At 65.2% G+C, this 25,921-nt stretch carries 23 protein-coding genes; 10 read left to right on the top strand and 13 right to left on the bottom strand.

Annotation, left to right across the window (positions count from 1 at the left end; translation table 11 throughout):
• Window positions 1-117: 117 nt before the first annotated feature.
• Window positions 118-591, top strand: coding sequence for a MarR family winged helix-turn-helix transcriptional regulator (locus ACFW0H_RS20575; protein ID WP_422915715.1), 474 nt, complete (start codon window positions 118-120; stop codon window positions 589-591).
• A gap of 152 nt (window positions 592-743) precedes the next feature.
• A complete protein-coding gene (locus ACFW0H_RS20570; protein ID WP_422915714.1) occupies window positions 744-1,763 on the top strand; it encodes an alpha/beta hydrolase in 1,020 nt (339 codons plus the stop codon).
• 60 nt (window positions 1,764-1,823) lie between these two features.
• On the opposite strand, the gene efp is transcribed toward ACFW0H_RS20570, so the two are convergent.
• From efp to ACFW0H_RS20555, 3 genes are all read right to left on the bottom strand, one after another.
• Window positions 1,824-2,390, bottom strand: a complete 567-nt coding sequence (efp, locus tag ACFW0H_RS20565) for an elongation factor P (RefSeq protein WP_044875372.1) — start codon at window positions 2,388-2,390, stop codon at window positions 1,824-1,826.
• Between the two features lie 43 nt (window positions 2,391-2,433).
• Window positions 2,434-3,561 carry an elongation factor P maturation arginine rhamnosyltransferase EarP gene (gene earP / locus ACFW0H_RS20560; protein ID WP_459077322.1) on the bottom strand — a complete coding sequence of 376 codons (1,128 nt, stop codon included), beginning with the start codon at window positions 3,559-3,561 and terminating at the stop codon, window positions 2,434-2,436.
• Between the two features lie 121 nt (window positions 3,562-3,682).
• Complete coding sequence (locus tag ACFW0H_RS20555; protein WP_422915713.1) at window positions 3,683-3,892, bottom strand: hypothetical protein; 210 nt, start codon at window positions 3,890-3,892, stop codon at window positions 3,683-3,685.
• Between the two features lie 500 nt (window positions 3,893-4,392).
• On the opposite strand from ACFW0H_RS20555, the gene ACFW0H_RS20550 reads away from it, so the two are divergent.
• Together ACFW0H_RS20550 and ACFW0H_RS20545 are read left to right on the top strand one after the other, a co-directional pair.
• A complete protein-coding gene (locus ACFW0H_RS20550; protein ID WP_422915712.1) occupies window positions 4,393-4,767 on the top strand; it encodes a helix-turn-helix domain-containing protein in 375 nt (124 codons plus the stop codon).
• Between the two features lie 332 nt (window positions 4,768-5,099).
• Window positions 5,100-5,765: a YcbK family protein gene (locus tag ACFW0H_RS20545; RefSeq protein ID WP_422915711.1), complete on the top strand. Its 666-nt coding sequence runs from the start codon at window positions 5,100-5,102 to the stop codon at window positions 5,763-5,765.
• 2 nt (window positions 5,766-5,767) lie between these two features.
• On the opposite strand, the gene ACFW0H_RS20540 is transcribed toward ACFW0H_RS20545, so the two are convergent.
• From ACFW0H_RS20540 to amaB, 9 genes are all read right to left on the bottom strand, one after another.
• Window positions 5,768-5,971, bottom strand: coding sequence for a hypothetical protein (locus ACFW0H_RS20540; protein ID WP_422915710.1), 204 nt, complete (start codon window positions 5,969-5,971; stop codon window positions 5,768-5,770).
• A 196-nt stretch (window positions 5,972-6,167) separates the two neighbouring features.
• Complete coding sequence (locus ACFW0H_RS20535) at window positions 6,168-6,506, bottom strand: DUF2388 domain-containing protein (RefSeq protein WP_422915709.1); 339 nt, start codon at window positions 6,504-6,506, stop codon at window positions 6,168-6,170.
• Between the two features lie 192 nt (window positions 6,507-6,698).
• Entirely contained in the window at window positions 6,699-7,415 is a 717-nt protein-coding gene (locus tag ACFW0H_RS20530) for an ABC transporter ATP-binding protein (protein ID WP_422915708.1), read from the bottom strand.
• Window positions 7,412-8,284 carry an ABC transporter ATP-binding protein gene (locus tag ACFW0H_RS20525; protein WP_422915707.1) on the bottom strand — a complete coding sequence of 291 codons (873 nt, stop codon included), beginning with the start codon at window positions 8,282-8,284 and terminating at the stop codon, window positions 7,412-7,414. Before ACFW0H_RS20525 ends, ACFW0H_RS20530 begins: the two co-directional genes overlap by 4 nt.
• Window positions 8,281-9,561: a high-affinity branched-chain amino acid ABC transporter permease LivM gene (livM, locus tag ACFW0H_RS20520; RefSeq protein ID WP_422915706.1), complete on the bottom strand. Its 1,281-nt coding sequence runs from the start codon at window positions 9,559-9,561 to the stop codon at window positions 8,281-8,283. The genes ACFW0H_RS20525 and livM overlap by 4 nt, the downstream gene beginning before the upstream one ends.
• Window position 9,562: 1 nt before the next feature.
• On the bottom strand, window positions 9,563-10,474 hold the full coding sequence (locus tag ACFW0H_RS20515; RefSeq protein WP_422915705.1) for an ABC transporter permease subunit: 912 nt from the start codon (window positions 10,472-10,474) through the stop codon (window positions 9,563-9,565).
• Between the two features lie 161 nt (window positions 10,475-10,635).
• On the bottom strand, window positions 10,636-11,757 hold the full coding sequence (locus ACFW0H_RS20510; protein ID WP_422915704.1) for an ABC transporter substrate-binding protein: 1,122 nt from the start codon (window positions 11,755-11,757) through the stop codon (window positions 10,636-10,638).
• A 212-nt stretch (window positions 11,758-11,969) separates the two neighbouring features.
• Entirely contained in the window at window positions 11,970-13,256 is a 1,287-nt protein-coding gene (amaA, locus tag ACFW0H_RS20505) for an L-pipecolate oxidase (protein ID WP_422915703.1), read from the bottom strand.
• A gap of 121 nt (window positions 13,257-13,377) precedes the next feature.
• Window positions 13,378-14,868, bottom strand: coding sequence for an L-piperidine-6-carboxylate dehydrogenase (gene amaB / locus ACFW0H_RS20500; protein WP_422915761.1), 1,491 nt, complete (start codon window positions 14,866-14,868; stop codon window positions 13,378-13,380).
• Between the two features lie 145 nt (window positions 14,869-15,013).
• Between amaB and ACFW0H_RS20495 the strand changes: the two genes are divergently transcribed.
• The 5 genes from ACFW0H_RS20495 (at window position 15,014) to ACFW0H_RS20475 (ending at window position 24,046) form a co-directional block, all read left to right on the top strand.
• Window positions 15,014-15,937 (top strand): LysR substrate-binding domain-containing protein, encoded by a 924-nt coding sequence (locus ACFW0H_RS20495; protein WP_422915702.1) that lies wholly within the window; start codon window positions 15,014-15,016, stop codon window positions 15,935-15,937.
• 245 nt (window positions 15,938-16,182) lie between these two features.
• The gene (locus ACFW0H_RS20490) at window positions 16,183-17,433 is read left to right on the top strand and encodes a 2-aminoadipate transaminase (RefSeq protein WP_422915701.1); all 1,251 of its coding nucleotides are present in this window, start codon (window positions 16,183-16,185) and stop codon (window positions 17,431-17,433) included.
• A gap of 4 nt (window positions 17,434-17,437) precedes the next feature.
• Entirely contained in the window at window positions 17,438-20,479 is a 3,042-nt protein-coding gene (ydiJ, locus tag ACFW0H_RS20485; protein ID WP_422915700.1) for a D-2-hydroxyglutarate dehydrogenase YdiJ, read from the top strand.
• A gap of 396 nt (window positions 20,480-20,875) precedes the next feature.
• Window positions 20,876-22,273 carry a 2-oxoadipate dioxygenase/decarboxylase HglS gene (gene hglS / locus ACFW0H_RS20480; RefSeq protein ID WP_422915699.1) on the top strand — a complete coding sequence of 466 codons (1,398 nt, stop codon included), beginning with the start codon at window positions 20,876-20,878 and terminating at the stop codon, window positions 22,271-22,273.
• Between the two features lie 90 nt (window positions 22,274-22,363).
• Window positions 22,364-24,046 (top strand): thiamine pyrophosphate-binding protein, encoded by a 1,683-nt coding sequence (locus ACFW0H_RS20475; RefSeq protein ID WP_422915698.1) that lies wholly within the window; start codon window positions 22,364-22,366, stop codon window positions 24,044-24,046.
• Window positions 24,047-24,177: 131 nt separating this feature from the next.
• On the opposite strand, the gene ACFW0H_RS20470 is transcribed toward ACFW0H_RS20475, so the two are convergent.
• Window positions 24,178-25,092, bottom strand: coding sequence for a LysR substrate-binding domain-containing protein (locus ACFW0H_RS20470; RefSeq protein WP_422915697.1), 915 nt, complete (start codon window positions 25,090-25,092; stop codon window positions 24,178-24,180).
• Between the two features lie 103 nt (window positions 25,093-25,195).
• Here ACFW0H_RS20470 and ACFW0H_RS20465 point away from each other — a divergent pair, with 103 nt between their 5' ends.
• A complete protein-coding gene (locus tag ACFW0H_RS20465) occupies window positions 25,196-25,900 on the top strand; it encodes an SDR family oxidoreductase (RefSeq protein WP_422915696.1) in 705 nt (234 codons plus the stop codon).
• Window positions 25,901-25,921: the final 21 nt, after the last annotated feature.

The following is a 25,921-nucleotide window of genomic DNA, read 5'->3' as shown; positions in this document are numbered from 1 at the left end:
CTTGCAGGGAGTGACCAGTGAAGTCTGGCCCCTGCCCGGTGCAGTGCAAGGACATCTCGCCGGAGACGAACGGAATGAACTTTGCCCACGAAAGGCTTGCGCGCTAAATTGGACGCCATGACTGCCTTTCGGAGATCGATCATGTCCACCGCCCCGTGCAAGGAACTGCTGCTCGACAACCAGCTCTGCTTCGCCCTGTATTCCACGTCCCTGCTGATGACCAAGGTCTACAAGCCCCTGCTCCAGGAACTGGGCCTGACCTACCCGCAGTACCTGGCCATGATGGTGCTCTGGGAAGGCGACGGCATCACAGTGGGCGAAATCAGCAACCGCATGCTGACCGACCCCGGCTCCCTCACCCCGCTGCTCAAGCGCCTGGAAACCGAGGGTTTGATCACCCGCACCCGCAGCAGCAAGGACGAACGCGTGGTGGAGCTGCGCCTCACCGAGCAAGGCCGTGCCCTGCAGGAAAAGGCCAAGTCGGTACCGGCCTGCATCCTCGCCGCCACCGAGCTCTCCATCAAGCAATTGGACAGCCTCAAGGGCGAACTGGTGTCGCTGCGCAGCAACCTGGGCAAGGCCGTCTCCTGACGGCCTTATTCCCGAATCGGCAAAAATCTATTCCAAAGTCTTCCAATAAATATCTTGCGCGCTAAATAAATCGCGATTAATTTTCGTACCACGCACTTACTTAGCGCGCCAATTTTTAGCTATCAAATCAAATCCAGACTGAGGAATCCGCCATGAAACCTATCAGCACTTTCGTCGCCGGCAGCCTGCTCGCCCTGTCCGTTGGTCACGCCTTTGCCGCCGGCAGCCCGGGCGTCGAGCGCACTACCCAGGCCTTTCTCGAAGCCCTGGCGGCAGGTGGCGGCAAGCCCATGGAGACCCTGGCGCCCAAGGACGCCCGGGCCGTGCTGAGCGGAGCCCAGGCCAGCGTGAAGCTGGAGCTGCCGAGAGCCGATGTCAGCCAGAAGACCATCGAAGCCGATGGCCAGAAGATCGACCTGACCATCGTCCGCCCCGCCGGCGTGAATGGCACCCTGCCGGTCTTCATGTTCTTCCACGGCGGCGGCTGGGTGCTGGGCGACTACCCGACCCACGAACGCCTGATCCGCGACCTGGTGGCAGGCTCCGGCGCCGTGGCGGTCTACGTCAACTACACGCCCTCCCCCGAGGCCAAGTATCCGACCGCCATCAACCAGGCCTACGCGGCGACCCGTTGGGTGGCCGAGCATGGCAAGGAGATCGGTGTGGACGGCAATCGCCTGGCGGTGGCCGGCAACAGCGTCGGCGGCAACATGGCCGCAGTGGTCAGCCTGATGGCCAAGGACAAGGGCACGCCGAAGATCCGTTTCCAGGCCCTGCTCTGGCCGGTGACCGACGCCAACTTCAACAACGCGTCCTACAACCAGTTCGAGAATGGCCACTTCCTGACCCGCAACATGATGAAGTGGTTCTGGGACAGCTACACCACCGACCCGCGCCAGCGTGCGGAGATCTACGCCTCGCCGCTGCAGGCCTCCACCGAGCAGTTGAAGGGCCTGCCGCCGGCGCTGGTGCAGACCGCGGAGTTCGACGTGCTGCGTGACGAAGGCGAGGCCTACGCCCGCAAACTGGACGCTGCCGGCGTGGAAGTGACCGCGGTGCGCTACAACGGGATGATCCACGACTTCGGCCTGCTCAACGTGCTGGCCAAGGTCCCGGGTACCCGCGCCTCCATGCAGCAGGCCGGCGAAGCGCTGAAGGAACACCTGAAGTAAGGAAGGCGGAAACGAAAAAGCCCGGCATGTGCCGGGCTTTTTTGTATCCCACTAGAAGGCTCAGGCCTTGACGCGGGACTTGTACTCGCCGGTACGGGTGTCGATTTCGATGGAGTCACCGATTTCGCAGAAGGCGGATACTTGCAGCTCGGCGCCGTTGTTCAGGCGAGCCACTTTCATCACCTTGCCGGAGGTGTCGCCACGAACGGCCGGTTCGGTGTAGGCGATCTGGCGAACGATGGTGGTCGGCAGTTCAACGGAGATCACGCGATCGTTGTAGAACACGGCTTCGCAGACGTCGGTCATGCCGTCTTCGATGAAGGTCAGGACGCCTTCCAGGTCGGCCTTCTCGATCTCGTACTGGTTGAACTCGGTGTCCATGAACACGTACAGCGGATCGGCGAAGTAGGAGTAGGTCACTTCCTTGCGTTCAAGGATGATCGGCTCCAGCTTGTCGTCGGCCTTGAATACGGTCTCGGTGCCGGCGCCGGTCAGCAGGTTTTTCAGCTTCATCTTGACGACTGCGCTGTTACGGCCGGATTTGTTGAACTCGGCCTTCTGGATAACCCAGGGAGCGCCATTGATGTTGGCGACTTGGCCGGCGCGGAACTCTTGAGCGGTTTTCATACGAATATCCGATGTGGATGGGTGACAAAAAACAGGCCGCGTATCATAGCGGTTTTGTACAAAACTGCACCAGACCCGTCGCAAGGTCGGTGCGTTCGGCCTGAACCCCGCACCAGCACTCGGCGTGGGACTGCAATTCCGGCCAGTGCGCCATCAGCCCGGTCCAGGCTTCGCCCATACCCTTGCCCCGGTTCCAGGCCCTCCAGCTTTCGGTCAGTGCGCCTGCGGCGGCCGGGGACAGGTCGCGGCAATGGACGGCGAGGAACGCCTCGAGCTTGTCCCAGTGCGCGTCCTCTTCCTGCTGGTAGATGTGCCAGAGCAACGGTCGTCCGGCCCACTGCGCACGGACGAAGGAATCCTCCCCGCGCACCGCGTTGAAATCGCAGCTCCAGAGGACATGGTCATAATCCTCCTGACTGACGAAGGGCAGCACCGCAATCGACAGGCGGCCACGTCGGAAACGGGCACCCGCGCCCAGCTTGTCCTCGCCCAGCCAGCGGGCCAGGTCCGCCAGTACCCGACCGACGGGCACCAGCAACTGCACCGCGCGGTCGCCGGCTGCCAGGACATCCAGCCAACCCGCCAGCGCAGCGTTCTCGTAGGCGAAGAGGGAAACCAGCAGCGCGCCCTCCTCCAGTTCCACGCCCAACGCTTCGAGAAAGGTGCGGCGCGCTTCGGGATCGGCCTGGAAAGCCTGGCGCCGCTCCACCAACCCGGTTTCGCGCAGCAGACCGCCGGTGCCCTCGACGAAGCCGGGAAAATAGAAGGCTTTCTGCAGGCCATTGGGCTGGAAGGACGGCAGGCCATGACAACCGGAGATCCAATCCTCCGCGCTGAGGTATTCCAGGTTCAGCCAGCGGGGCTGGTCCGACCGTGCCGCCATTGCCGCCAGATATTGCTCCGGCAACTGGCACGCGAAGGCTTCGATCACCACATCCGCCGCGTCGGCGGGCTGCCAGTCACGGCGCCAATGGCGGATTTCCACGCCCTGCTGCCATTGGCCGTCGGCTTCGGGATCAGCCTGCGGGCAGAGCGGCGCGAACACTGCCGGCTCGTCCACCCACAGACGCACCGCCTGGCCGTGCTCGGCCACCAATTGGCGTGCCAGGCGCCAGGTCACGCCGATGTCGCCAAAGTTGTCGATGACGTTGCAAAAGATGTCCCACTTCACGATGCGGCTTCCCGGAAAAGCCCCAGTTTAACCAAGACGACGGGGGCGAAAACAAAATGCCCGCCATGAAGGCGGGCCAAGGGGAGCATGGAGCAGAACGGGATGAGCGGGTGTCGATACCTCAAGCCAACAAGCTGTGAGGGCTGCGCTGGCGGCGGGACAGTTCCAGCAGCCAGATCGCCTGGCTGGCGCCAGCCGCTTCGCGAGAGGTGAAGGGGCCGGAACGCATCACGCCATCCACCACCACGAACCAGCAGGCCATATGGCCATCAGTGCGCAGCGACTCCGGGACCGCGGTACCGACCAGGGACATGACATCAACGTGGGACATGGCCTCACCTCCATTGCATTGCATGGGGTGAAGCCTATGGGCGAGGCCCGGCTGATAGAAATCAGTTGTCTCGATAGTGGCTATCCATCTCAACAATGGATCGTCGGCCAGTTCGCTATCGGCAACCCGCTTCGGCCCGGCCTGGACACACAAAACCCCCTGCCCGTGAACACGGACAGGGGGCGAATCAGAGACGGCATACCTCAATCAGCCGGTGGACCGGTGGGCCATGGTTTCCACCAACCGCGGCCGGTCCGCCGGGCCTGCCAGACCGCATCGCGACATGCGGTGGCAGCCCCATCGCAACAGCGACACAACCTTGCCTCAAGCTTCAATACCCCTGGTGGTGGCGGACCTGTCCTGGCCAAGCCGGTTTCCTCATCTTCCATGATTAGCCTTGGCAAATACCGGGCTGGCACCTACCATAATCACATATCGATAACCATGCAATCACGATAAGTGAACCAAGGACGATTCATTCCGTAATTAAGATTCGCGGCATGAACACGCTTGGATCGCGCATTGCGCACTACAGAAAGCAGAAAGGACTCTCGCAGCAGGCCCTGGCGAACGAGTGCGGGTGGGAATCCCAGTCCCGCATCGGCAACTACGAGCGGGACTCCCGGGAGCCCTCGTTCGATGACCTGAGGCGAATCGCCAAGGTGCTAGAGGTGACACTCAACGACCTGTTGAATCCTGTGCTGCAGATCGCCGAATCCGAGGCGGGCGCTTACTCCCGCGAGCAGCAACTCAGCCCGCGATCGCGCCAGGTGCTGGACCGCCTGATGCTGGCCGCCAGCGAGGGCCGCCTGGTGGAAGACGACCTGGTCCTGCTCGAACAGATCGCCCGGCGCCTGGAAAAGCCGGAAAGCTGATCCTTTCCGGCCGGCGGCTGTCTCAAGGGCATGGGGACCTCGTCCCTTGCCTCGAGAGGTACCGCCCATGCTTGCCCAGGTCATCAAGATCGCCTTGCTGGCTACCCTCCTCGCCAGCAGTGGCGGCTGCATCATCCACCACTACGATCACGACCACTACCGTGGAGGCTGGGATGGCCACCGCGACCACTATTACGGGGACCGAGACGGACACAGGAGAGGCCACCGTTGAGCCACGAAAGCCCCGCAAATGCGGGGCTTTCAATTGAGGCTCCGGAGCACGCAGCGCCAGGTGTATAGTCGTGGACCCGGCCCTTGGAGCGCGGTCGATCATGGCTGCTTCCACCCCTGGCATTTCAAGGCGCCAAGTGCTCAAGGCCTTCGCCGCGTACGCGGTGCTCATGGCCTCGGGCGATGCCATGGCCAGCCGGATCGACGTGCAGTTGCGCCCCCGCAACCTCCATGCCCGCCTGCTCAACCGTGACCGCCACCTGCGCCTGGAACGTCCTGCGGCCGGCGAAATCGCCACCTTCTGCTATTTCCGCAAGGGCAAGGGCTGGGACCTGACCGGCTACCGCAAGGGTTGCCACATACTGCGGGACGTCCAGTACAAGAGCACAGTGAAGATCAACGTCAGGTTGCTGGACCTGCTGTTCCTGATCCAGGCCTGGCTACGCATCAACAAACTTCCGACGCGCATCCTCATCAACAGCGGCTACCGCACGCCCCAGCACAACGCGACCCTGGAAGGCGCCGCGCGCAACTCCCTGCACATGCGCGGCATGGCGGCCGACATCCGCATCCCGGGCGTCAGCGTCGAACGGCTGGGCAAGCTGGTCCGTGGCATCGGTGCAGGCGGCGTGGGCTTCTACCCGTCGAAAGGCTTCATCCACGTCGACGTCGGCCGCGTCAGGACCTGGCGCGTGGCGGAACTGCTGGAACCGGGCCAGGAAGAATGGGCGCTGGCCGTTCTGGACCAGGGCGAGGACTTCGCCTGACTTCAGTCGAAGTCAGCGCAATCCCCACAGACGAACTGACCGCGCCGGTCCGTCCGCTCGGTCGGCTCGCCGCAGTAGTCGCACGCCCCTTCCGACGCATCGAGCGGATCGGCGTCTTCGTCGTCGAAGAATTCGTCATCCAGATCGTCATCGTTGTCGAGCAGGTGATCGTGCTCGGGTTCGTGGAGGTCGAGATCGTCGTCCATAGGGGGGGATGCCGGGAAGCTTTGCGGGTGGCGCAGACTATAGCCCGCCCCGCCGCCAGGCCAGCGATTTCTCCTTGTGCCGTTCGTCGGTGGTTGTGCCATGCAAGATGTCGCGCGCCTGCCCGCATGGCCGGTGAACGAATGGCCCTGGTCCAGGGGAGTTCCCGTGGCCAGCGCTACGGGAACTCGGGCGGAGTCACTGCTTGTCGGCGGCGAGGATCGCGCTGGCCAGTTCCAGGTCGCTGTGGGCCTGCAGGGCGGGGTTCTCGCTGCGCAGCCGCTGCAGCTCGGCCTCCAGGTAGGGGCCGCGGATGGCGCCATCGCTGGCGATGAAGCTGCTGGCATCGTCCTGCACGGGGCCGACGAGCTTGTCGTCGCCGCCGCTGGTCAGGTAGGTGGAGGCGGTGGTGGCACCGGTGGAGAGCAGGCTGCGCAGCAGGTCTTCGTGTTCACTGTCGTGCTTGTGATCGGCCATGGCCGAAGCGAAGGGAGCGGCGATCAGGACGAGGGTTGCAGCCGTGTTGCGAAAACGCATGGTGACTCCTTGGGTGATTGCGTTCCCCCTCAGATTGCGGCGCGCGGGACGAGTTCCTGATGCGGACCTCAAAGTTGATTTGCGCCGGCTCGCCCCGTGGCGAGCCGGCTCCTGCCCGGATCACTCCAGCCTGCAAACCTCGACCCGCTCAAGGGCGCCCGTTTCGAGACGGGCGCCCAGGAGACGGTCGCGTCAGTGCCCACCCAGGTATGCAGCGCGCACCTGGGGATCCTCGAGCAACTCCTGGCCGGTACCGGTCATGCGAATCTCGCCGGTGACCATCACGTAGGAGCGGTCGCTGAGCTTCAACGCGTGATTGGCGTTCTGCTCCACCAGGAAGATGGTCATGCCCTCGGCGGCGAGATCGCGCAGGGTCTGGAAGATCTGCTTGACCACGATGGGCGCCAGGCCAAGGCTCGGCTCATCCAGCAGCAGGATCTTCGGCCGGCTCATCAGGGCGCGGGCGATGGCGAGCATCTGCTGCTCGCCACCGGACATGGTCATGGCGCGCTGGTTGCGCCGCTCCTTCAGGCGCGGGAACAGCTGGAACATGCGCTCCATGTCCTTCTCGGCGTGCTCCATGCCGACGGGAATGGTCCCCATCAGCAGGTTCTCCTCCACCGTCATGTCCGGGAAGACGCGGCGTCCCTCGGGGGACTGGGCGATGCCATTGGAGGCGATGTAGTGTGGCGAGCGCCGGCTGATGTCCTCGCCCCGGTAGACGATCTGACCCGAGCAGACCCGCGGCTGGCCGAAGATCGACATCAGCAGCGTCGACTTGCCGGCGCCGTTGGCACCGATCAGCGACACCGTCTCGCCGGCGTGAATCTCCAGAGACACCTTCTTCAGCGCCTGAATCGGGCCGTAGAACACGTCCACATCCCGCAGTTCCAGAATGGGCGCACTCATGCCGCCTCCTCCTCTTCCGCGCCGAGATAGGCCGCGATTACCCGTTCGTTGTTCTGGATGTGCTCCGGCTGGCCCTGGGCGATCACATCGCCGTGCTCCAGCACGATGACGTGGTCGGAAATGCTCATCACCATGCCCATGTCGTGCTCGATCAGCAGCACCGTCACCCCGTGCTTGTCGCGCAGCGTGCGAATGATCGACGTCAGAGCCACGGTTTCCGCCGGATTGAGGCCGGCTGCCGGCTCGTCGAGGCAGATCAGCTCCGGGCCGGTGCACATGGCGCGGGCGATTTCCAGGCGGCGCTGCTGGCCGTAGGAGAGTTCACCGGCCAAGCGATTGGCGCAATCCAGCAGGTCGACTACGCCCAGCCAGTAGAAGGCCCGTTCCAGCAGCCGCTCCTCGGTACGCCGATAGCCCGGCATGTTGAAGATGCCGGCGAGCAGGTTGCGGTTCGCCTGCATGTGCTGGGCCACCAGCAGGTTCTCCACCACCGTCATTTCCTTGAACAGGCGGATGTTCTGGAAAGTGCGGGCCAGGCCCGCGCGATTCACCTGGTGGGTGCCGCCGAACATCTTGTAGTAGAGGCGCCGCGCGAAGCTCAGCGGGTTGACGAAGTCGGTCGGCTGGAACGGCTCGCCCAGCACCTGGATGACATTGGTCGACCGGTTCCGCGCCTTCAGCTCGATGCGCCCACCGGTGGCGGTATAGAAGCCGGTCAGGCAGTTGAACACCGTGGTCTTGCCGGCACCGTTGGGGCCGATCAATGCGGTGATGGAGCCACGCTTCACCGCCAGGTTCACATCCTTGAGCGCCTTGATGCCGCCGAAATGCATCATCAGGTGCTCGACACGCAGAATATCGTCACTCATTGCGCAAACCCCTTCGGTGCGGCCACACCCACTCGACTGACACGAATCAGGCCCCTCGGTTTCCAGATCATCATCAGCACCATCAGCACGCCGAACAGCAGCACGCGGTAGTCGGCGAAGTTGCGCAGCAGCTCCGGCGCGACGGTGAGGACGAAGGCGGCGATCACCACGCCAACGGTCGAACCCATGCCGCCGAGCACGACGATGGCGAGGATCAGCGCCGACTCGAAGAAGGTGAACGAGGTGGGGTTGACGAAACCCTGGTAGCTGGCGAAGAACACCCCGGCCAGGCCAGCGGTGGAAGCGCCGATCATGAACGCCGAGAGCTTCACCAGCACGTGGTTCAGGCCCATGGCGCGGCAGGCGATCTCATCCTCGCGCAGCGCTTCCCAGGCGCGGCCGATGGGCATGCGGGTCAGGCGGCGCTTGATGTAGAGCACCAGCAGCACGGTGAGGAAGAGCACCACGTAGATGAACGCGAACTTCAGGTTGGGGTTGTAGGCGAAGCCGAAGAACTCATGGATGGGCACCCCGCCCTCCTTGGCCCGGCGCCCGAATTCCAGCCCCATGAAGGTCGGCGACGGCACGGCCAGGCCGTTCGGGCCGCCGGTGAACGCCAGCCAGTTGTTCAGCACCAGGCGGATGATCTCGCCAAAACCCAGGGTGACGATGGCCAGGTAGTCGCCATGCATGCGCAACACCGGGAAACCCAGGATGGCGCCCGCCAACGCCGCGGCAATGGCGGCCAGGGGCAAGGCGGACCAGAAGCCGAGCCCCAGGTGGTCGTAACCCAGCGCCAGTCCATAGGCGCCGATGGCGTAGAAGGCCACGTAGCCGAGGTCAAGCAGGCCGGCGAGGCCGACCACTATGTTCAGGCCCAGCCCCAGCAGCACGTAGATCAGGCCGAGGATCACCACGGTGAGCAGGTACTTGCTGGCCACGAAGGGCAGCGCCACGGCCGCGACGATGATCAGGGCCATGATCCAGCGCGCGTTCGACTTGTGGCCGGGGGGCAGGACATGGACGCCGCTGCCCGTCAGCTCGAAACGGCTGTGAAAGGCCTTGCCCCTGGTGGTCTGCAGGAAGAGGCTGACAGCCAGGCGCCCCGCCATCACGCTGGCGATGATCCAGCCCACGCGATCGAGCTGGAGGTTGAAGCCATAACCATCGAGCACGACGCCAACGATGGGGCCGAACACGATCAGTGCCAGCAGACCCGCGATGAGGGCGTCCAGAAGGCTTTTCTTGATATCGAGAGAAGTCGGTTGAGTCGCCATGTCACACCTTCGCGACGTGCGGACGGCCCAGCAGGCCTTGGGGACGGAAGATCAGGATCAGCACCAGCAGGGAGAAGCTGAAGACGTCCTTGTAATCGGTGTTCACCACGCCGGAGAACTGCGCCTCGGCGACGCCGAGGATGATGCCGCCGAGCATGGCGCCGGGCAGCGAGCCGATGCCACCGAGCACCGCGGCGGTGAAGGCCTTCACGCCGATGATGAAACCGGCGTAGAAGTCGAAGGTGCCGTAGTTCATGGTGATCAGCACGCCGGCCAGTGCAGCCATGGCGGCACCGATGACGAACACGTAGGAGATGACCCGGTCGGTGTTGATGCCGAGGATCGAGGCCATCTTGCGGTCCTGCTGGGTGGCGCGGCACATGCGGCCGAGCCTGGTGCGCTGGATGATGAAGGTCAGCGCCGCCATGCCGAGGAAGGCCGCCACCAGGATGAACACCTTGGTGTAGGTGAGCTGCACGAAACCATCGCCCACCTGGAACTTCAGCGCGCCATCGAGCAGCGTCGGGATGCCCTGCTGGCGGGCGCCCTGGCTGAGCTGCACGTAGTTCTGCAGGATCAGCGACATGCCGATGGCGGAGATCAGCGGCGCCAGGCGGGTGGAGTTGCGCAGCGGTTTGTAGGCGATGCGCTCGATCACGAAACCGTACACGCCGGTCACCAGGATGGTGAACAGCAGGGTGCCGAGGATCAGCAGCGGGAAGGATTCCAGGCCGCAGAAGGCCAGGATGGCCATGGTGATCGCGGCGAGGTAGGCGGAGATCATGTACACCTCGCCGTGGGCGAAGTTGATCATGCCGATGATGCCGTAAACCATGGTGTAGCCGATGGCGATCAAGCCATAGACCGACCCCAGGGTCAGGCCATTGACCAGTTGTTGAAAAAGCACGTCCACAAGGGCTCTCCCGAAGGGGGGATGAGGGAGCCCGCGCCGAGGTCTCGGCGCGGGCCGGGTCAAGGGCTGCCCGGCAGATCGGGTGAAGGCATCACGGGCAATGCAACGGCGGAGCGGCTGGCGAGCCGCCCCGTCGACGCTGCCTGGTGCTCACCCTTCTGTCAGAGCTGGCTGTACTTGCCTTGCGCGTCCCAGCGGTACATCACGTACGGCGACACCGTCAGGTCGCCCTTCTCGTCCCATTCCTTGGTGCCCATCACGGTGCTCACCGCGTTGCCCTTCAGCCATTCGCTGGCCTTGGCGCCATCGCTGCCGCCGGTGGCCTGGAAGGCCGCGGCAATGGCCTGCATCGCGGCGTAGGAGAACATGGTGAAGCCTTCCGGCTCATAGCCGTTGGCGCGGAAGCGCTGCACCACCGCCTGGCCTTCGGCCTGGCCGCGCGGGTCGGCAACGAAGGTCATGAGCACGCCGTCGGTGTACTGCGGGCCGCCGGCGGTGGTGACCAGTTCGTCGGTGACGATGCCATCGTCGGAGAGGAACTTGGCGGTCAGGCCCTGCTCGCGCATCTGGCGCACCAGCGGGCCGGCTTCCGGGTGCAGGCCGCCAAAATAGACGACTTCGGCGCCGGAGGCGCGGATCTTGGTGACCAGGGCGTTGAAATCCTTCTCGCCACGGGTCAGGCCTTCGTACAGGACTTCCTTCACGCCGCGCTTGGCCAGCTGTGCGCGGGTAGCGTCGGCCAGGCCCTGACCGTAGGTGTCCTTGTCGTGGATGATGGCGACCTTGGTGGCCTTCAGCTCGTCGACGATGTAGTTCCCGGCGATGACACCCTGCTGGTCGTCGCGACCGCAGATGCGGAACATGCCGGAAAGGCCGCGCTCGGTGACCTGCGGGTTGGTGGAGCCGGGGGTGATGACCAGCAGGCCGGCATCGTCGTAGATCTCGGAGGCCGGGATGGTGGACGAGGAGCAGAAGTGGCCGATAACGGCGGAAACCTGGTCGGAGTCCACCAGGCGGTTGGCCACGGCCAGGGCCTGCTTGGGTTCGCAGGCGTCGTCGGCCTTGACCAGGACGATCTTCTCGCCGTTGATGCCGCCCTTGGCGTTGATGTCCTCGGCGGCCTGCAGCGCGCCGCGCCAGAGCTGGTCGCCATAGGCGGCGTTGGCGCCGGTGTGGGGACCGGCGACGCCGACCTTGATATCGGCCTGGGCGGCGACTGCGAGTCCCATCGCGACGCACAGTGCGGTGAGGCGGGCGGGCTGCATGAAGTTGGCTTTGCTCATGGGTTGACCTCTTTGTTGTTGTCCAGTGGTTGTCGATCAGCGCATCTGGCGTGCGCGTCCAAGGCAGCGATAAGTCGTCCGGGGACGACGGGAGGGTTTTTCGGGCAACGCCCTCCCCTTGGGCGGGCAGCCGGGGCTGCCCATCCTGTTCTTCTGGTGCATCTGTTCGGTGTTGGGCTGAAGCCCACCCTACGGCCGGTCCAGCAGCCGACTCAGAGGATCACTCTGAGGCACTGGCCGGCGTGGTACAGGGAGAAACCCGCCTCGTAGAAGCAGCTGCGCAGCGAGGCGGTGCGCAGGCTCTTCATCGGGGCGAAGGGAATCGGCAGCGCATCCGGGTCGTCCTTCAGCAGGTAGTCCGCCAGGGCCTGGCCGATCGCGGTGCCGGTGGTGTTGCCACGGCCGTTGTAGCCGGTCACCGCGACCACGCCGGGCGCCGGAGCGAACAGGCGCATCAGGTGATCGGGGGTAAAGTCGATGCAGCCGGTCCAGTGCAGCTCCCACTCCACCTGGCCCAGTTCGGGGAAGTAGTGCTTCTGGATGCGGTCGGCCCAGCTGCGGACGAACCAGTCCGGCTTGTTGCTGGCCTTGCCCAGGCTGCCCAGCAGCAGGCGCCCCTCGGCGTCGCGGCGGATGCTGCTGAGCACGGTGCGGGTGTCCCAGGAACCCTGTCCATGGGGCAGGACCCGGTCGGCGGCAGCGCCGGCCAGGGGCCGCGAGGCCACTTGATAGTAGTAGCCGCGAAAGTAGTTGCGGCGCACTTCGGTCCACTCGCCTTCGGTGTAGGCGCCGGTGGAGATCACCACCTGCCCCGCTACCACGGCGCCGGCTTCGGTGCGCACCAGCCAGTCATTGGCCTGGCGCTGCAGGTCCACCACCGGCGAGCGCTGGTAGAGCGCGCCGCCGGCACGGAGGAAGGCCTGGGCGAGGCCCTTGGTGTAACCCATGGGATTGATGGTGCCGGCGCGGCGGTCCAGCAGCGCCCCGGCGATCTTGTCGGTGCCACAGTGCTCGGCGCAGGCGGCGCCGGTCAGCAGCTCCACATCGGCGCCACGGCGGCGCCACTGGGATTCGCGGTCGCGCAGGTCGGCCAGCCCCGCCTCGTTGTGCGCCATGTGCAAGGTGCCCTGGTTCACCGCCTGGCAGTCGATGCCATAGCGGCGGATGGCGGCGAAGACCTGCGCCGGAGCCTGGCCGAGCACGCGGTTCAGGCGCGCGCCCTGCTTCTGCCCGAGCGTGGACTCGACATCGTCGGGCTTGATCCAGGTACCGGCGTTGACCAGGCCGACGTTGCGCCCGGAACCGCCATGCCCCACTTCGTGGGCTTCGAGGATGCACACCGAGCGGCCCTGCTCCTGCAGCTTGAGCGCGGCGGTCAGGCCGGTGATGCCGCCGCCGATGACGCACACATCGAAGCGCGCTTCGCCGAACAGCGCCGACGCCGTCACAGGCTGGGGCGTCAGCTTCTCCCAGAGACACTCTTGGCGAAATCCACTCATGAAAACTTCCTCTTCGATCATCCGCACGGGCCGACGCCCTGGCTGGAAGTGCGTGCCAGGGAACCTGGCGAACAAAAAGCCCCATGCCGGGCACGGTCGTCCGGCATGGGGAAGCACGTGGTCAGTCGAAGACGATGCCTTGCGCCAGGGGCAGCTCGCGGGAGTAGTTGACGGTATTGGTCTGGCGGCGCATGTAGGCCTTCCAGGAGTCCGATCCGGACTCGCGGCCGCCGCCGGTTTCCTTCTCGCCGCCGAACGCGCCGCCAATCTCTGCACCGCTGGTGCCGATGTTCACGTTGGCGATGCCGCAATCGCTGCCCGAAGCGCTCTGGAAACGCTCCGCCTCGCGGACGTCAGTGGTGAAGATGCAGGACGACAGGCCCTGGGGCACTTCGTTGTTCAGGCGCAGCGCTTCCTCGAAGTCGTCGTAGGCGATGACGTAGAGGATCGGCGCGAAGGTCTCGTGGCGCACCACGTCGGTCTGCCCAGGCATCTCGACGATGGCCGGCGCGACGTAGTAGGCGTTCGGGTACTGGTCCTGCAGCTTGCGCTCGCCGCCGAACACTTGGCCGCCCTCGTCACGGGCGCGGGTCAGGGCGTCCTGCATGGCGGTGAATGCCTGCTTGTCCATCAGCGGGCCGACCAGGTTGTCCTTGCGCGGATCACCGATGCGCACCTTGCCGTAGGCGGCTTTCACCCGCGCCACCACCTCGTCCTTGATGGAGCGGTGCACGATCAGGCGACGCAGGGTGGTGCAGCGCTGCCCCGCAGTGCCGACAGCGGCGAACAGGATGCCGCGCACCGCCAGGTCCAGGTCGGCGCTGGGGGTGAGGATCATGGCGTTGTTGCCGCCCAGTTCCAGGATGCTGCGACCGAAACGGGCGGCGACGCGCGGACCGACTTCGCGGCCCATGCGGGTGCTGCCGGTGGCGCTGATCAGCGGCACGCGGGGATCGTCCACCAGCACTTCGCCGGCCTTGCGGTCGCCGATCAGCAGTTGGCTCAGGCCTTCCGGCGCGGCACCGAACTGCTTCAGGGCCTCTTCGAACAGCGCCTGGCAGGCCAGTGCGGTCAGCGGGGTCTTCTCGGAGGGTTTCCAGATCACCGAGTTGCCGCAGACCAGGGCCAGGCTGGTGTTCCAGGCCCACACGGCCACGGGGAAGTTGAAGGCGCTGATGACGCCGACCACACCCAGCGGGTGCCAGGATTCACGCATGTGATGGCCGGGGCGCTCGGAGGCGATGGTCAGGCCATAGAGCTGGCGCGACAGGCCGACGGCGAAGTCGCAGATGTCGATCATTTCCTGCACTTCGCCCAGGCCTTCCTGGGTGATCTTGCCGGCCTCGATGGAGACCAGCTCGCCCAGCGCGGCCTTGTTTTTGCGCAGCACCTCGCCGAACAGGCGGACCAGCTCACCACGACGCGGGGCCGGCACGTCGCGCCAGGCCAGGTAGGCCTTGTGGGCGACATCGATCTTGCCGCGCACGGCCTCCGGGCTTTCCAGGGTCACCTGGCCGATCTGGCTCCCGTCGATGGGGGTGTATACGGCATGGTTGCCCCCCTGGTACGCACTGGCGTTGACACCAAGGCTCTTGAGCAGCTCGCCAACCATGTTCTTCTCCTGCATCTGGTGAGTGGTTGAATTCATTGACGGGGGTCAGTATTAATCCTCGGGCCCAGGCTCAACAAACGACCTTTAAGCACCACATCATTCCCCCAGGGAATGACAAAACCCGTATTCCGCCGCCGAGATCGACATGTCCAAACGATTGCTTCCCACCATGGCCGCCCTTCAGTGCTTCGAGTCCGCCGCCCGGCACATGAGCTTCACCCGCGCGGCGGAGGAACTGCACCTGACCCAGAGCGCCGTGAGCAAGCAGGTCGCGCAACTGGAGGAGATGCTCCAGCATCTGCTGTTCCACCGCGTACGCCGGCGCCTGCAACTCACGCCAGCGGGCGAGCTGTATCTGGCGGAGGTCAACAAGATCCTGACCCAGGTGGATATCTCGAGCCGCTACATCCTCTCCTATGGCGGCGAAACCGAGGTGCTGCGCGTCGCCACCCAGCCCACCTTCGGTGCCCGCTGGCTGATCCCGAACCTCAAGGGCTTCACCAAGCGCAACCCCAATATCCACCTGGATATCCGCAACGAACTGGAGCCCTTCGACCTGGTGCAGGCCAAGGCCGACGTGGCCTTCTTCTACGGCCAGGGCTCCTGGCCGGGGGCCACCTGCATCGAGCTGTTCGGTGAGGACGTGGTGCCGGTCTGCCTCCCCGAGATGCTTCCCGACCGCCCCTTCGCCAACGCGGGTGAACTGGCCGACCTGGTGCTGCTGCAATGCACCTCGCGCCCGGAGTCCTGGCACGAGTGGTTCGAGGAGCAAGGCATCAACACCGAGCACAGCTACCACGGCCCGCGCTTCGACACCTTCTACATGTGCATCCGGGCGGCCCAGTCCGGCTGCGGCGTGGCCCTGGTACCGCGCTTCCTGGTCGAGGACGAACTCGCCGAGGCCAAGCTGGTGATCCCCTGGGAGCACCACAAGGTGAGCCAGGGCGCCCACTTCATCGCCTATGCCGAGCAGTCCATCGACATCCCCAAGGTGCGCGCCTTCGTCGACTGGATTCTGGAAAAGGTGGGCAAACCCGATGCCCACGAATTCGGGTCCGGTTCGCTGTAGGGTGGGCTTTAGCCCACGCGGCACTGCAATGGTGGGCTGAAGCCCACCCTACCGCCCAGCCAAGTCGATCGCTCCAGATGCCCCCACATCCCGAATTCAAGGAATGACCCGATAATTTCTTTTCGCTTGTGACAGGCCCGGGTTCCTCGCTCTGATAAAGGGAAATCCCATTCGAAGAGGAATGCCGAAATGCCCCTGCGTGCCCGCTGCCCCGCCCCGCTGAAGAAACAGGCGGAGGTGCGTCCATGAACCCGTCCACCATCAGCGCCTCGTTGTCGGTCGTTCATCCCATCACCCTTAGCCATGGGCAGAACGCCCGGGTGTGGGATACCGAGGGCAACGAGTACATCGACTTCGTCGGCGGCATCGGCGTACTGAACCTGGGGCACTGCAACCCCGCCGTGGTCGCGGCCATCACCGAACAGGCCCAACGCCTCACCCACTCGGCATTCAACGCCGTGCCCCACCAGGGCTACCGCGAGCTGATGCAGGCCCTGGCGGACTTCATCCCGGTCAGCTACCCGCTGGCCGGCATGCTGACCAACAGCGGCGCCGAAGCGGCGGAGAACGCCCTGAAGATCGTTCGTGCCGCTACCGGCCGCAGCGTGGTCATCGCCTTCGACGGCGGCTTCCACGGCCGCACCCTGGCGACCCTCAACCTCAACGGCAAGGTCGCCCCCTACAAGCAACGCGTGGGCACCCTGCCCGGCCCGGTCTTCCACGTCCCCTACCCCAGCCCGGATACCGGGGTGACCGCGGACGAGGCCTTCAAGGCCATCGAGCGCCTGTTCAGCGTGGAGATCGATATCGGCGAGGTGGCCTGCTTCATCTTCGAACCCGTGCAGGGCGAAGGCGGCTTCCTGGCCATGGACCCGGCCTTTGCCCAGCGCCTGCGCGCGTTCTGCGACGCCAACGGCATCTACCTGATCGTCGACGAAATCCAGTCCGGCTTCGGCCGCACCGGCCAGCGCTTCGCCTTCTCCCGCCTGGGCATCGAGCCGGATCTGCTGCTGCTCGGCAAGAGCATCGCCGGGGGCCTGCCCCTGGGTGCGGTGGTGGGCCGCGAGGCGCTGATGAACGCCCTGCCCAAGGGCGGCCTGGGCGGCACCTACTCCGGCAATCCCTTGGCCTGCGCCGCGGCCCTGGCCAGCCTGAAGCAGATGACCGACGCCAACCTCTCCTCCTGGGGCGAAGCCCAGGACCAGGCCATCCAGCGCCGCTACGAGAGCTGGCGCCAGCGCGCCATCTCGCCCTGCCTGGGGCGCCTGACCGGCACCGGCGCCATGCGCGGCATCGAGCTGCTGACTCCGGAAGGCAAACCCGGCACCCAGCAGTTGGCCGATCTCATCGAGACGGCGCGCCGCAAGGGCCTGCTGCTGATGCCCAGCGGCAAGAGCCGTCACGTGGTGCGTCTGCTCGCGCCCCTGACCATCGAGCCCGAGCTGTTCGAGCGGGGCCTGGACATCTTCGAAGAATGCCTGGCAGGTATCCGCTGAAGCCATGATTGCCCGTATCGCTGCACCGGTAGAGCTCACAAGGCTCTACCGTTCCTTCCTGGAGTCGCTCAAGGCGCGCGGTTTCCAGGGGGAGATTTCCCCTGACTACGGCAACCGCACCGTGCTGGCGACCGACAACTCGATCTACCAGCGCCTGCCACAAGCGGCGCTGTTTCCCCAGCACGCCGAGGATGTCCAGCGCATCGCCGCCCTCGCCGCGGAACCCGAGTACCGGGAGATCGTCCTCACCCCGCGCGGAGGTGGAACCGGCACCAACGGCCAGTCACTGACCCACGGGCTGGTGGTCGACCTGTCACGGAACATGAACCGCATCCTCGAAATCAACGCCAAGGAACGCTGGGTTCGGGTGCAGGCGGGCGTGGTGAAGGACCAGCTCAACGCGGCCCTGAAACCCCACGGCCTGTTCTTCGCCCCCGAGCTGTCCACCTCCAACCGCGCCACCCTCGGCGGCATGATCAATACCGACGCCAGCGGCCAGGGCAGTTGCACCTACGGCAAGACCCGCGACCACGTCCTGGCCCTGGACAGCATCCTGCTCGGCGGCCAACGCTTGCATACCGGCCCCGTGTCGGACCAGGAGCTGGGCGGTCTGAGCGCAAGCGAGGGGCGCCTGGGTGAAGTCCACCGGACCGTGCTGGATGTCCAGCGCGAGCATGCCGACCTGATCGCGGCCAGCTTCCCCAGGCTGAACCGCTGCCTGACCGGCTACGACCTCGCGCACATCCGCGACGCCGATGGCCGCTTCAACCTCAACAACATTCTCTGCGGCTCCGAAGGCTCCCTCGGCTTCCTCGTCGAGGCGAAGCTGAACGTCCTGCCCATCCCGAAGCACTCGGTGCTGGTGAACGTCTCCTATGCCAGCTTCATGGAAGCCTTGCGGGACGCCCGGGCACTGATGGCAATGGCACCGCTCTCCATCGAGACGGTGGATTCGAAAGTGCTGAATCTCGCCATGAAGGACATCGTCTGGCACGACGTCGCCGAGTACTTCCCGGCCGATCCGGCAACGCCCACCCTGGGCATCAACCTGGTGGAGTTCAGCGGGGACGATGCAGCGGCGCTGGAAGCGAAGGTGGCCTCCTTCGTCGAGCACCTCAAGGGTGACACCAGCGTCAGGCGAATCGGCCATACCCTCGCCCGTGGTTCTGCCGCGGTATCCAAGGTCTATGCCATGCGCAAACGCGCGGTGGGCTTGCTGGGCAATGTGCAGGGCGAGGTCCGGCCCCAGCCCTTCGTGGAAGATACGGCGGTGCCGCCGGAAGCGCTGGCGGATTTCATTGCCGAGTTCCGCGCCCTGCTGGACGGCTTCAATCTGCAGTACGGCATGTTCGGCCATGTCGACGCCGGCGTGCTGCACGTGCGCCCCGCCCTGGACATGAAGGACCCCGCCCAGGCGGCCCTGGTGCGCCCCATCAGCGACGGTGTGGCGCGGCTGACCCACAAGTACGGCGGCCTGCTCTGGGGCGAGCACGGCAAGGGGGTGCGCTCGGAATATGCGCCGAAATTCTTCGGTGAACTCTACCCGGCACTGCAGGCGATCAAGTCCGCCTTCGACCCCTTCAACCAGCTGAACCCGGGCAAGATCGCCACCCCGCTGGGCGCCCGGGACGAGCTGCTGAAGATCGACGAAGTCACGCTGCGCGGCGACCTCGATCGCCAGATCGACGAACGCATCTGGCGCAGCTACGAGTCGGCCGTGCACTGCAATGGCAACGGTGCCTGCTACAACTACGACCCCAATGATGCGATGTGCCCATCCTGGAAGGCGACCCGTGAACGCACCCAGTCCCCCAAGGGGCGGGCGTCGCTGATCCGCGAGTGGCTGCGCCTGCAAGGCCAGTCCGGGGTCGACGTTCTGCAGGCAGCCAACGATGCCCGCGTCCGCTCCCCCTTCAATGGGCTGCTGGCCAAAGTCCGGAACACACTGGGCAAGCGCCGTGGCGACGAGGACTTCTCCCACGAAGTGTTCGACGCCATGTCCGGCTGCCTGGCGTGCAAGTCCTGCGCCGGCCAGTGCCCGGTGAAGGTCAATGCCCCCGAATTCCGCTCGCGTTTCCTGGAGCTCTACCACAGCCGCTACCTGCGCCCGCTCAAGGACTATCTGATCGGCTCGCTGGAGTTCAGCATTCCCTATTTCGCGAAGGTCCCGTCGATCTACAACGGCCTGATGCGACTGGGCGTGACCAGGGCGTTCCTGAAGCACCACGCCGGGATGGTCGACAGCCCCCTCCTCAGCCGGATCGATCTGGAACCCGTGCTAGAGCACTGGAATGTCGAGGGTGCCAGCCCGGAAAGGCTGCGAATGCTATCGGCGGAGCAACGCGAGCGCAGCGTCATCCTCGTGCAGGACGCCTTCACCCGCTACTTCGAAACCCAGGTACTGGCCGACCTGATCGAGGTCCTTTCACGCCTGGGCTTCAGGGTGCTGCTCGCTCCCTACCGGCCCAACGGCAAGCCGCTGCAGGTGCTGGGCTTCCTCGGCGCCTTCGAGAAGGCGGCACGGAAGAATGCGGCCATGCTCAATGAACTGGGCGGCCATGGCGTGAAGCTGGTCGGACTGGACCCGGCCATGACGCTGGTCTACCGCCAGGAGTACCGCAAGCTGCTGGGCCAGGAAGCGCCGGAGGTGCTGCTGCCCCAGGAGTGGCTGGCACAGGTCCTGGCGGAATCCCCGGTGACGGCTGCGGGAGACGATTACTACCTGCTCGGCCATTGCACCGAGAAGACCAACGCTCCCGCGGCCACCGCACTCTGGCCGGAGGTATTCAAACGACTGGGCCTCAATCTCAAGGCAGTGTCCGTGGGCTGCTGCGGCATGTCCGGCACCTACGGCCACGAGACGGCCAATCGGGAGACCTCCGAGAAGATCTACGACCTGTCCTGGCGCAAGGTCGTCGAGGACAAGGCCGGCCACCAGCGCCTGCTCGCGAACGGCTACTCCTGCCGCAGCCAGGCCGACCGCCTGAGCGGCGTGGAACTCGCCCACCCCATACAGGCCCTCCTGAGGGTGCTGTCCGCACGCTGATCGCACAACCGCGCCGCTGTTGCCCGGGGCCCCTGGTCATGCTTTGAGCCAGGGGCCTTTTTTCATTCGAACTCGGCCAGAGCGACAAGGTTGCCTGGTAGGGTGCGCCGTGCGCACCAGGGGTCGAGCGAGGCGCAAGGGTTGATCCCGCAATCGGTGCGCACGGCGCACCCTACGATGGGGAATCCATAGCTGCCGGAATCATTCCCGAGGCGGGTCAGCGGTGCTTGCCAGGCCCTGCAACCGAGGGGAGCACTTCATTCCGCAGGAGAATGAAGTACTGAGAAGATGTCGTTTGTACGGGATGCGCAAGCTCAGCAGAATCCGGGGCATGCCTCCGCGGCCGATCGGCCCGGCTTGCAGGCCCACATCACGCGTCCAGGAGACTTCTTCATCATGAACAACCAGGGGTTCATCGACCCGTCCGAAATTCGCGCGCAGTTCTCTCGCGCCATGTCCGACATGTACAAGGCCGAAGTCCCGCTCTACGGCGATCTGCTGGACCTGGTGGCACAGACCAACCGCAAGGTGATGGACGAATCCCCCGAAGTCGCGGAGCACCTGCGCTGGACCGGCGAACTCGGCCGCCTGGCCATGGAGCGCCATGGCGCGATCCGCGTCGGCACGGCGGAAGAGCTGTCCACCATTCGCCGCCTGTTCGCGGTCATGGGCATGCAGCCGGTGGGCTACTACGATCTCAGCCCGGCCGGGGTGCCGGTGCACTCCACCGCCTTCCGTGCCGTGCATGAAAGCGCCCTGCAGGTCAGCCCCTTCCGGGTGTTCACCTCGTTGCTGCGCCTGGAGCTGATCGACAACCCGGAGCTGCGCAAGCTCGCCAGCTACATCCTGGCCAAGCGCACTATCTTCACCGCGCGGGTGAAAGAACTGATCGCCAGGTTCGAAGCCGAGGGCGGCCTGAACGAAGCCGATGCCGCCGAGTTCGTGAAGGAGGCCCTGGAGACCTTCCGCTGGCACACCGAAGCGACCGTCACCGCCGCCGAATACGACCAGTTGCATGGGCAGCACCGCCTCATCGCCGATGTGGTGGCCTTCAAGGGTCCCCATATCAACCACCTGACCCCGCGCACGCTGGATATCGACCAGATCCAGGATGGCATGCCCAGGCACGGCATCACCCCCAAGGCGGTGGTGGAAGGTCCGCCGCGCCGCAAGTGCCCGATCCTGCTGCGCCAGACCAGCTTCAAGGCCCTGCAGGAGAAAGTCGCCTTCGTTGGCCAGGGCAGCGCCGATGGCAGCCATACCGCTCGCTTCGGCGAGATTGAGCAACGTGGCGCAGCCCTGACCCCTAAAGGCCGGGAGCTGTACGACAAGCTGCTGAACGATGCCCGGGCCGAGTTGAAGGAATTCCCCAGCGAACAGAATGCCGGGCGCTACAACGAACTGCTGGAGACGCACTTCCAGGCGTTCCCGGACAGCCATGACCAGATGCGCACCCAGGGCCTGGCCTACTTCCGCTACTTCGTCACCGAGAAAGGCCTGGCGGCGCGCAGCAACGAGGTGCGGCCGCGCACCCTGGACGACCTTATCCAGGCCGGCCATGTGCACTACGAGCCCCTGGTGTACGAGGATTTCCTGCCGGTAAGCGCCGCCGGGATCTTCCAGTCCAACCTCGGCGACAACGCCCAGGTGAACTATGAGATCACCTCCAACCAGGCGGATTTCCATACCGCCCTGGGGGCCACGGTGCTCAACGAGTTGGAGCTCTATGCCGCAACCCAGCGACGCTCCATCCTCGACTGCTCCGCCACGCTCCATCTGCCGCCGCTCCTCTAGCAGAGGCCGATAAGCGTCTATAAGACATCCTGCGAAATCAAGTCGCAGCGGGCCCCGCCACTCGTCCCAGCCCAGCACGAGGAATGACCGATGAACCAGCCACTCAAGAGTCGCAGCGGAGGCCAGATCCTGGTCGACGCCCTACGCATCAACGGCGTCGAACGGGCCTTCTGCGTTCCCGGTGAAAGCTACCTGGCCGTCCTCGACGCGCTCTATGACGCGCAGGAGCAGATCGACCTGGTCGTCTGCCGGCAGGAAGGCGGCGCGGCCTACATGGCCGAAGCCTATGGCAAGCTGACCGGCAAGCCCGGCATCTGTTTCGTCACACGCGGCCCCGGCGCCACCAATGCCTCGGTGGGAGTGCACACGGGCTTCCAGGACTCGACGCCGATGATCCTCTTCATCGGCCAGGTCGCCCGCGACCAGAGGGACCGCGAGGCCTTCCAGGAAATCGACTTCCGCGCCATGTTCGCGCCGCTGGCCAAGTGGGTGGTGCAGATAGACGACGCCCGCCGGATCCCGGAGTTGGTGAGCCAGGCGTTCCACCGCGCCATGAACGGTCGCCCCGGTCCGGTGGTGGTGGCCCTTCCCGAAGACATGCTGACCGACGTGGTGAGCGTCGCCGATGCCGGCCCGGCCCGCGTCATCGAGCCCCACGCCAATACCGCCGACATGCAGGCGCTGCGCCATCTGCTGCACCGCGCCGAGCGCCCGCTGATGATTCTCGGCGGCGGCGGTTGGAATGGTCGCGCCGTAGCAGATATCCGCCGCTTCGCCGAACGCCATGACCTGCCCGTGGCCGCTTCCTTCCGTTGCCAGGACCTGTTCGACAACACCCACCCCAACTACGCCGGCGACCTGGGCTTCGCCGCCGGCCCCAAGCTGGTCCAGGCAGTGAAGGATGCCGACCTGCTGCTGGTGGTCGGCGCCAGGCTGGGGGAAGTTTCCACCAATGGCTACACGACCGTGGAAATCCCGGTACCCCGGCAGACGCTGGTGCATGTCCACCCCGGAATCGAGGAACTGGGCCGGGTTTACCAGCCCACCCTGGGAATCAACAGCGGCATGACGACCTTCGCCGCCCTGGCGGCGGACCTGCCCGAGATGGAGGGTAACCGCTGCCCGGATTGGCGAGCCGCGCTGAACCGCAACTATCGGGACAATCTCGTCGCCCAACCCACTCCCGGGGCGGTGCAGATGGCCGAGGTCATCGCCTGGCTACGCGACCACCTACCCGCCAATGCGATTCTCACCAACGGCGCGGGCAACTACGCCGTGTGGGTGCAGCGGTTCTACCAGTACCGGCAGTTCCGCACGCAGCTGGGCCCCACCAACGGCTCCATGGGCTACGGCGTGCCGGCGGCGGTGGCGGCCAAGCGCACCTTTCCGGAGCGCACCGTCGTGGCCTTCGCCGGCGACGGCTGCTTCCTCATGAACGGCCAGGAGATCGCCACCGCGGCGCACTACGGCGCCAACGTCATCTTCATCGTGGTCAACAACGGCATGTACGGCACCATCCGCATGCACCAGGAACGCAACTATCCGGGACGGGTCAGCGGCACCGACCTGCACAATCCCGACTTCGCCGCCCTGGCTCGCGCCCATGGCCTGCATGGGGAGACGGTGGAACGCACCGAGGACTTCCCCGCTGCGTTCGAACGCTGCAGCGCAGCAGGCGTGCCGTCCCTGATCGAAATCCGCATCGACCCGGAAGCCATCACGCCCCGGCAGTCCCTCAGCCAGATCAGAAGCGAAGCGCAAAAGCGGCACTGACACACCCCTCCAGTCAGGTAGGGTGCGCCGCGCGCACCAGCGGTTGGGCGTCGCGCAGGGGCCAATTCCGTAATCGGTGCGCATGGCGCACCCTACGGAGGGCTTCGGATTCACCCCCGAGAACGGTGCCTCTATCGCGCGTTGGCCTCCGCAAGCAGCCATTCGACGACCTTGCCGATGACCGACTCCGAGGTGAACGGGTCTGCAGTCAGCACGTAGAATCCGGCGTCCGTGTCCAGCTGATACTGGTTTCCCAAGGCTTGGACCAAGGCTCCGGTCTTCAGCGACTTTTCCACCAGGGGTTCGGCAATCAGGGCGATGCCCATGCCTTGTTCGGCGGCCTCCAGCGCGAGGCTGGTCTGCGAGAAGACCGGCCCTGAGAACCGGGTTCCAGGCGATCCGTAGGCTTCGAACCAGCGCTTCCAGTTGTTGTGGCTATCGGAAATCAGCGGAACCTTCACGAGGTCCTCGGGCCGGCTCCAGCTGCCATATCCGTTCAACGCCGGGGAGCACACCGGAATCGCACGTCCGGGAAGCAGGAAACTCGCATGGCCCTCGGAGAATGGCGGGGCACCCCAGCGAATCGCCATATCCACGCCTCCCCGCCCGCGCAACGGCCGGGCGATGTCGGAAGCGTCGATCATGATCGATATCTGCGGATGGGCCTCCGCCAGCCGCGCCAGGCGAGGGACCAGCCAGCGGCTGGCAAATGCCGCCGTCGTACTGAGCGTCAGTTGATTCGGGTCCCGGCCGCTCTCCCGGCTCAGCAGATCCCGGGTTGCCTCCTCGATGATCCCCAATGCCAGGCGTACCCGGTTCACGTACTCCTCCGCCGCCGGAGTCGGGGCCAGACCACGTGGCAGCCGGGTGAACAGTTTCATGCCGAGCCTGCTTTCCATGGCACGAACCTGCTGGGCCACGGCCCCCTGCGTAACGAACAATTCCTCGGCTGCAGCCCTGAAGCTTCCGAGCCTGGCAGTCGCCTCGAACGCAACGAGCTGGTTGTGTACGGCCTGCGCAATGCGCCGTGCTTCAGAACCTTTCACCCTGTAGTTTTCCTACTGTCTGATCTGATTATTCGTGGTTAGTGCAAGCCGCGAACATCTGGCTTCATAGCCGTGGAGTCATTAACCAACCGAGGAAAGCACCATGTCAAACCAAAAGGTCGCCATTGTCACTGCAGGTGGTAGCGGGATGGGCGCAGCCGCCGCGCGAAAACTGGCCGCAGACGGCTATCGTGTAGCAATTCTATCTTCTTCCGGCAAAGGCGAAGCGCTTGCCGAGGAACTGGGCGGAATCGGCGTGACTGGCTCCAACCAGTCCAATGAGGACATCGCTCGCCTGATCGACCAGGTGGTGGCCCAGTGGGGTCGCATCGACGTAGTGGTCAACAGCGCCGGCCACGGCCCACGCGCGCCCATCCTCGATATCACCGATGAAGACTGGCACAAGGGCATGGAGGTCTACTTCCTCCCGGTCGTCCGTGTCGCCCGGCTGGTTACGCCGATCATGCAGAAACAGAAGTCCGGCTCGATCATCAACATCTCCACCGCCTGGGCATTCGAGCCGAGCGAAATGTTCCCGACTTCCGCGACCTTCCGCTCCGGCCTGGCCGCCTACACCAAGATATTTGCGGACACCTTCGCCAGGGACAACATCCGCATGAACAACGTGCTGCCCGGCTGGATCGACAGCCTGCCGGCCACCGAAGAACGTCGCCAGAGCGTCCCGATGGAGCGCTACGGCACGTCCGAAGAGGTCGCGAGCGTCGTTGCCTTCCTGGCCTCCGAGGGCGCCGGTTACATCACTGGCCAGAACATCCGCGTAGACGGCGGCATCACCCGCTCCGTCTGATTCGGCGCGTGCCCCAGGATC

The organism is Metapseudomonas cellulosilytica (genome assembly GCF_049334135.1).
Taxonomy (GTDB): domain Bacteria; phylum Pseudomonadota; class Gammaproteobacteria; order Pseudomonadales; family Pseudomonadaceae; genus Metapseudomonas.
This window is presented reverse-complemented; position numbering and strand designations above follow the sequence as displayed.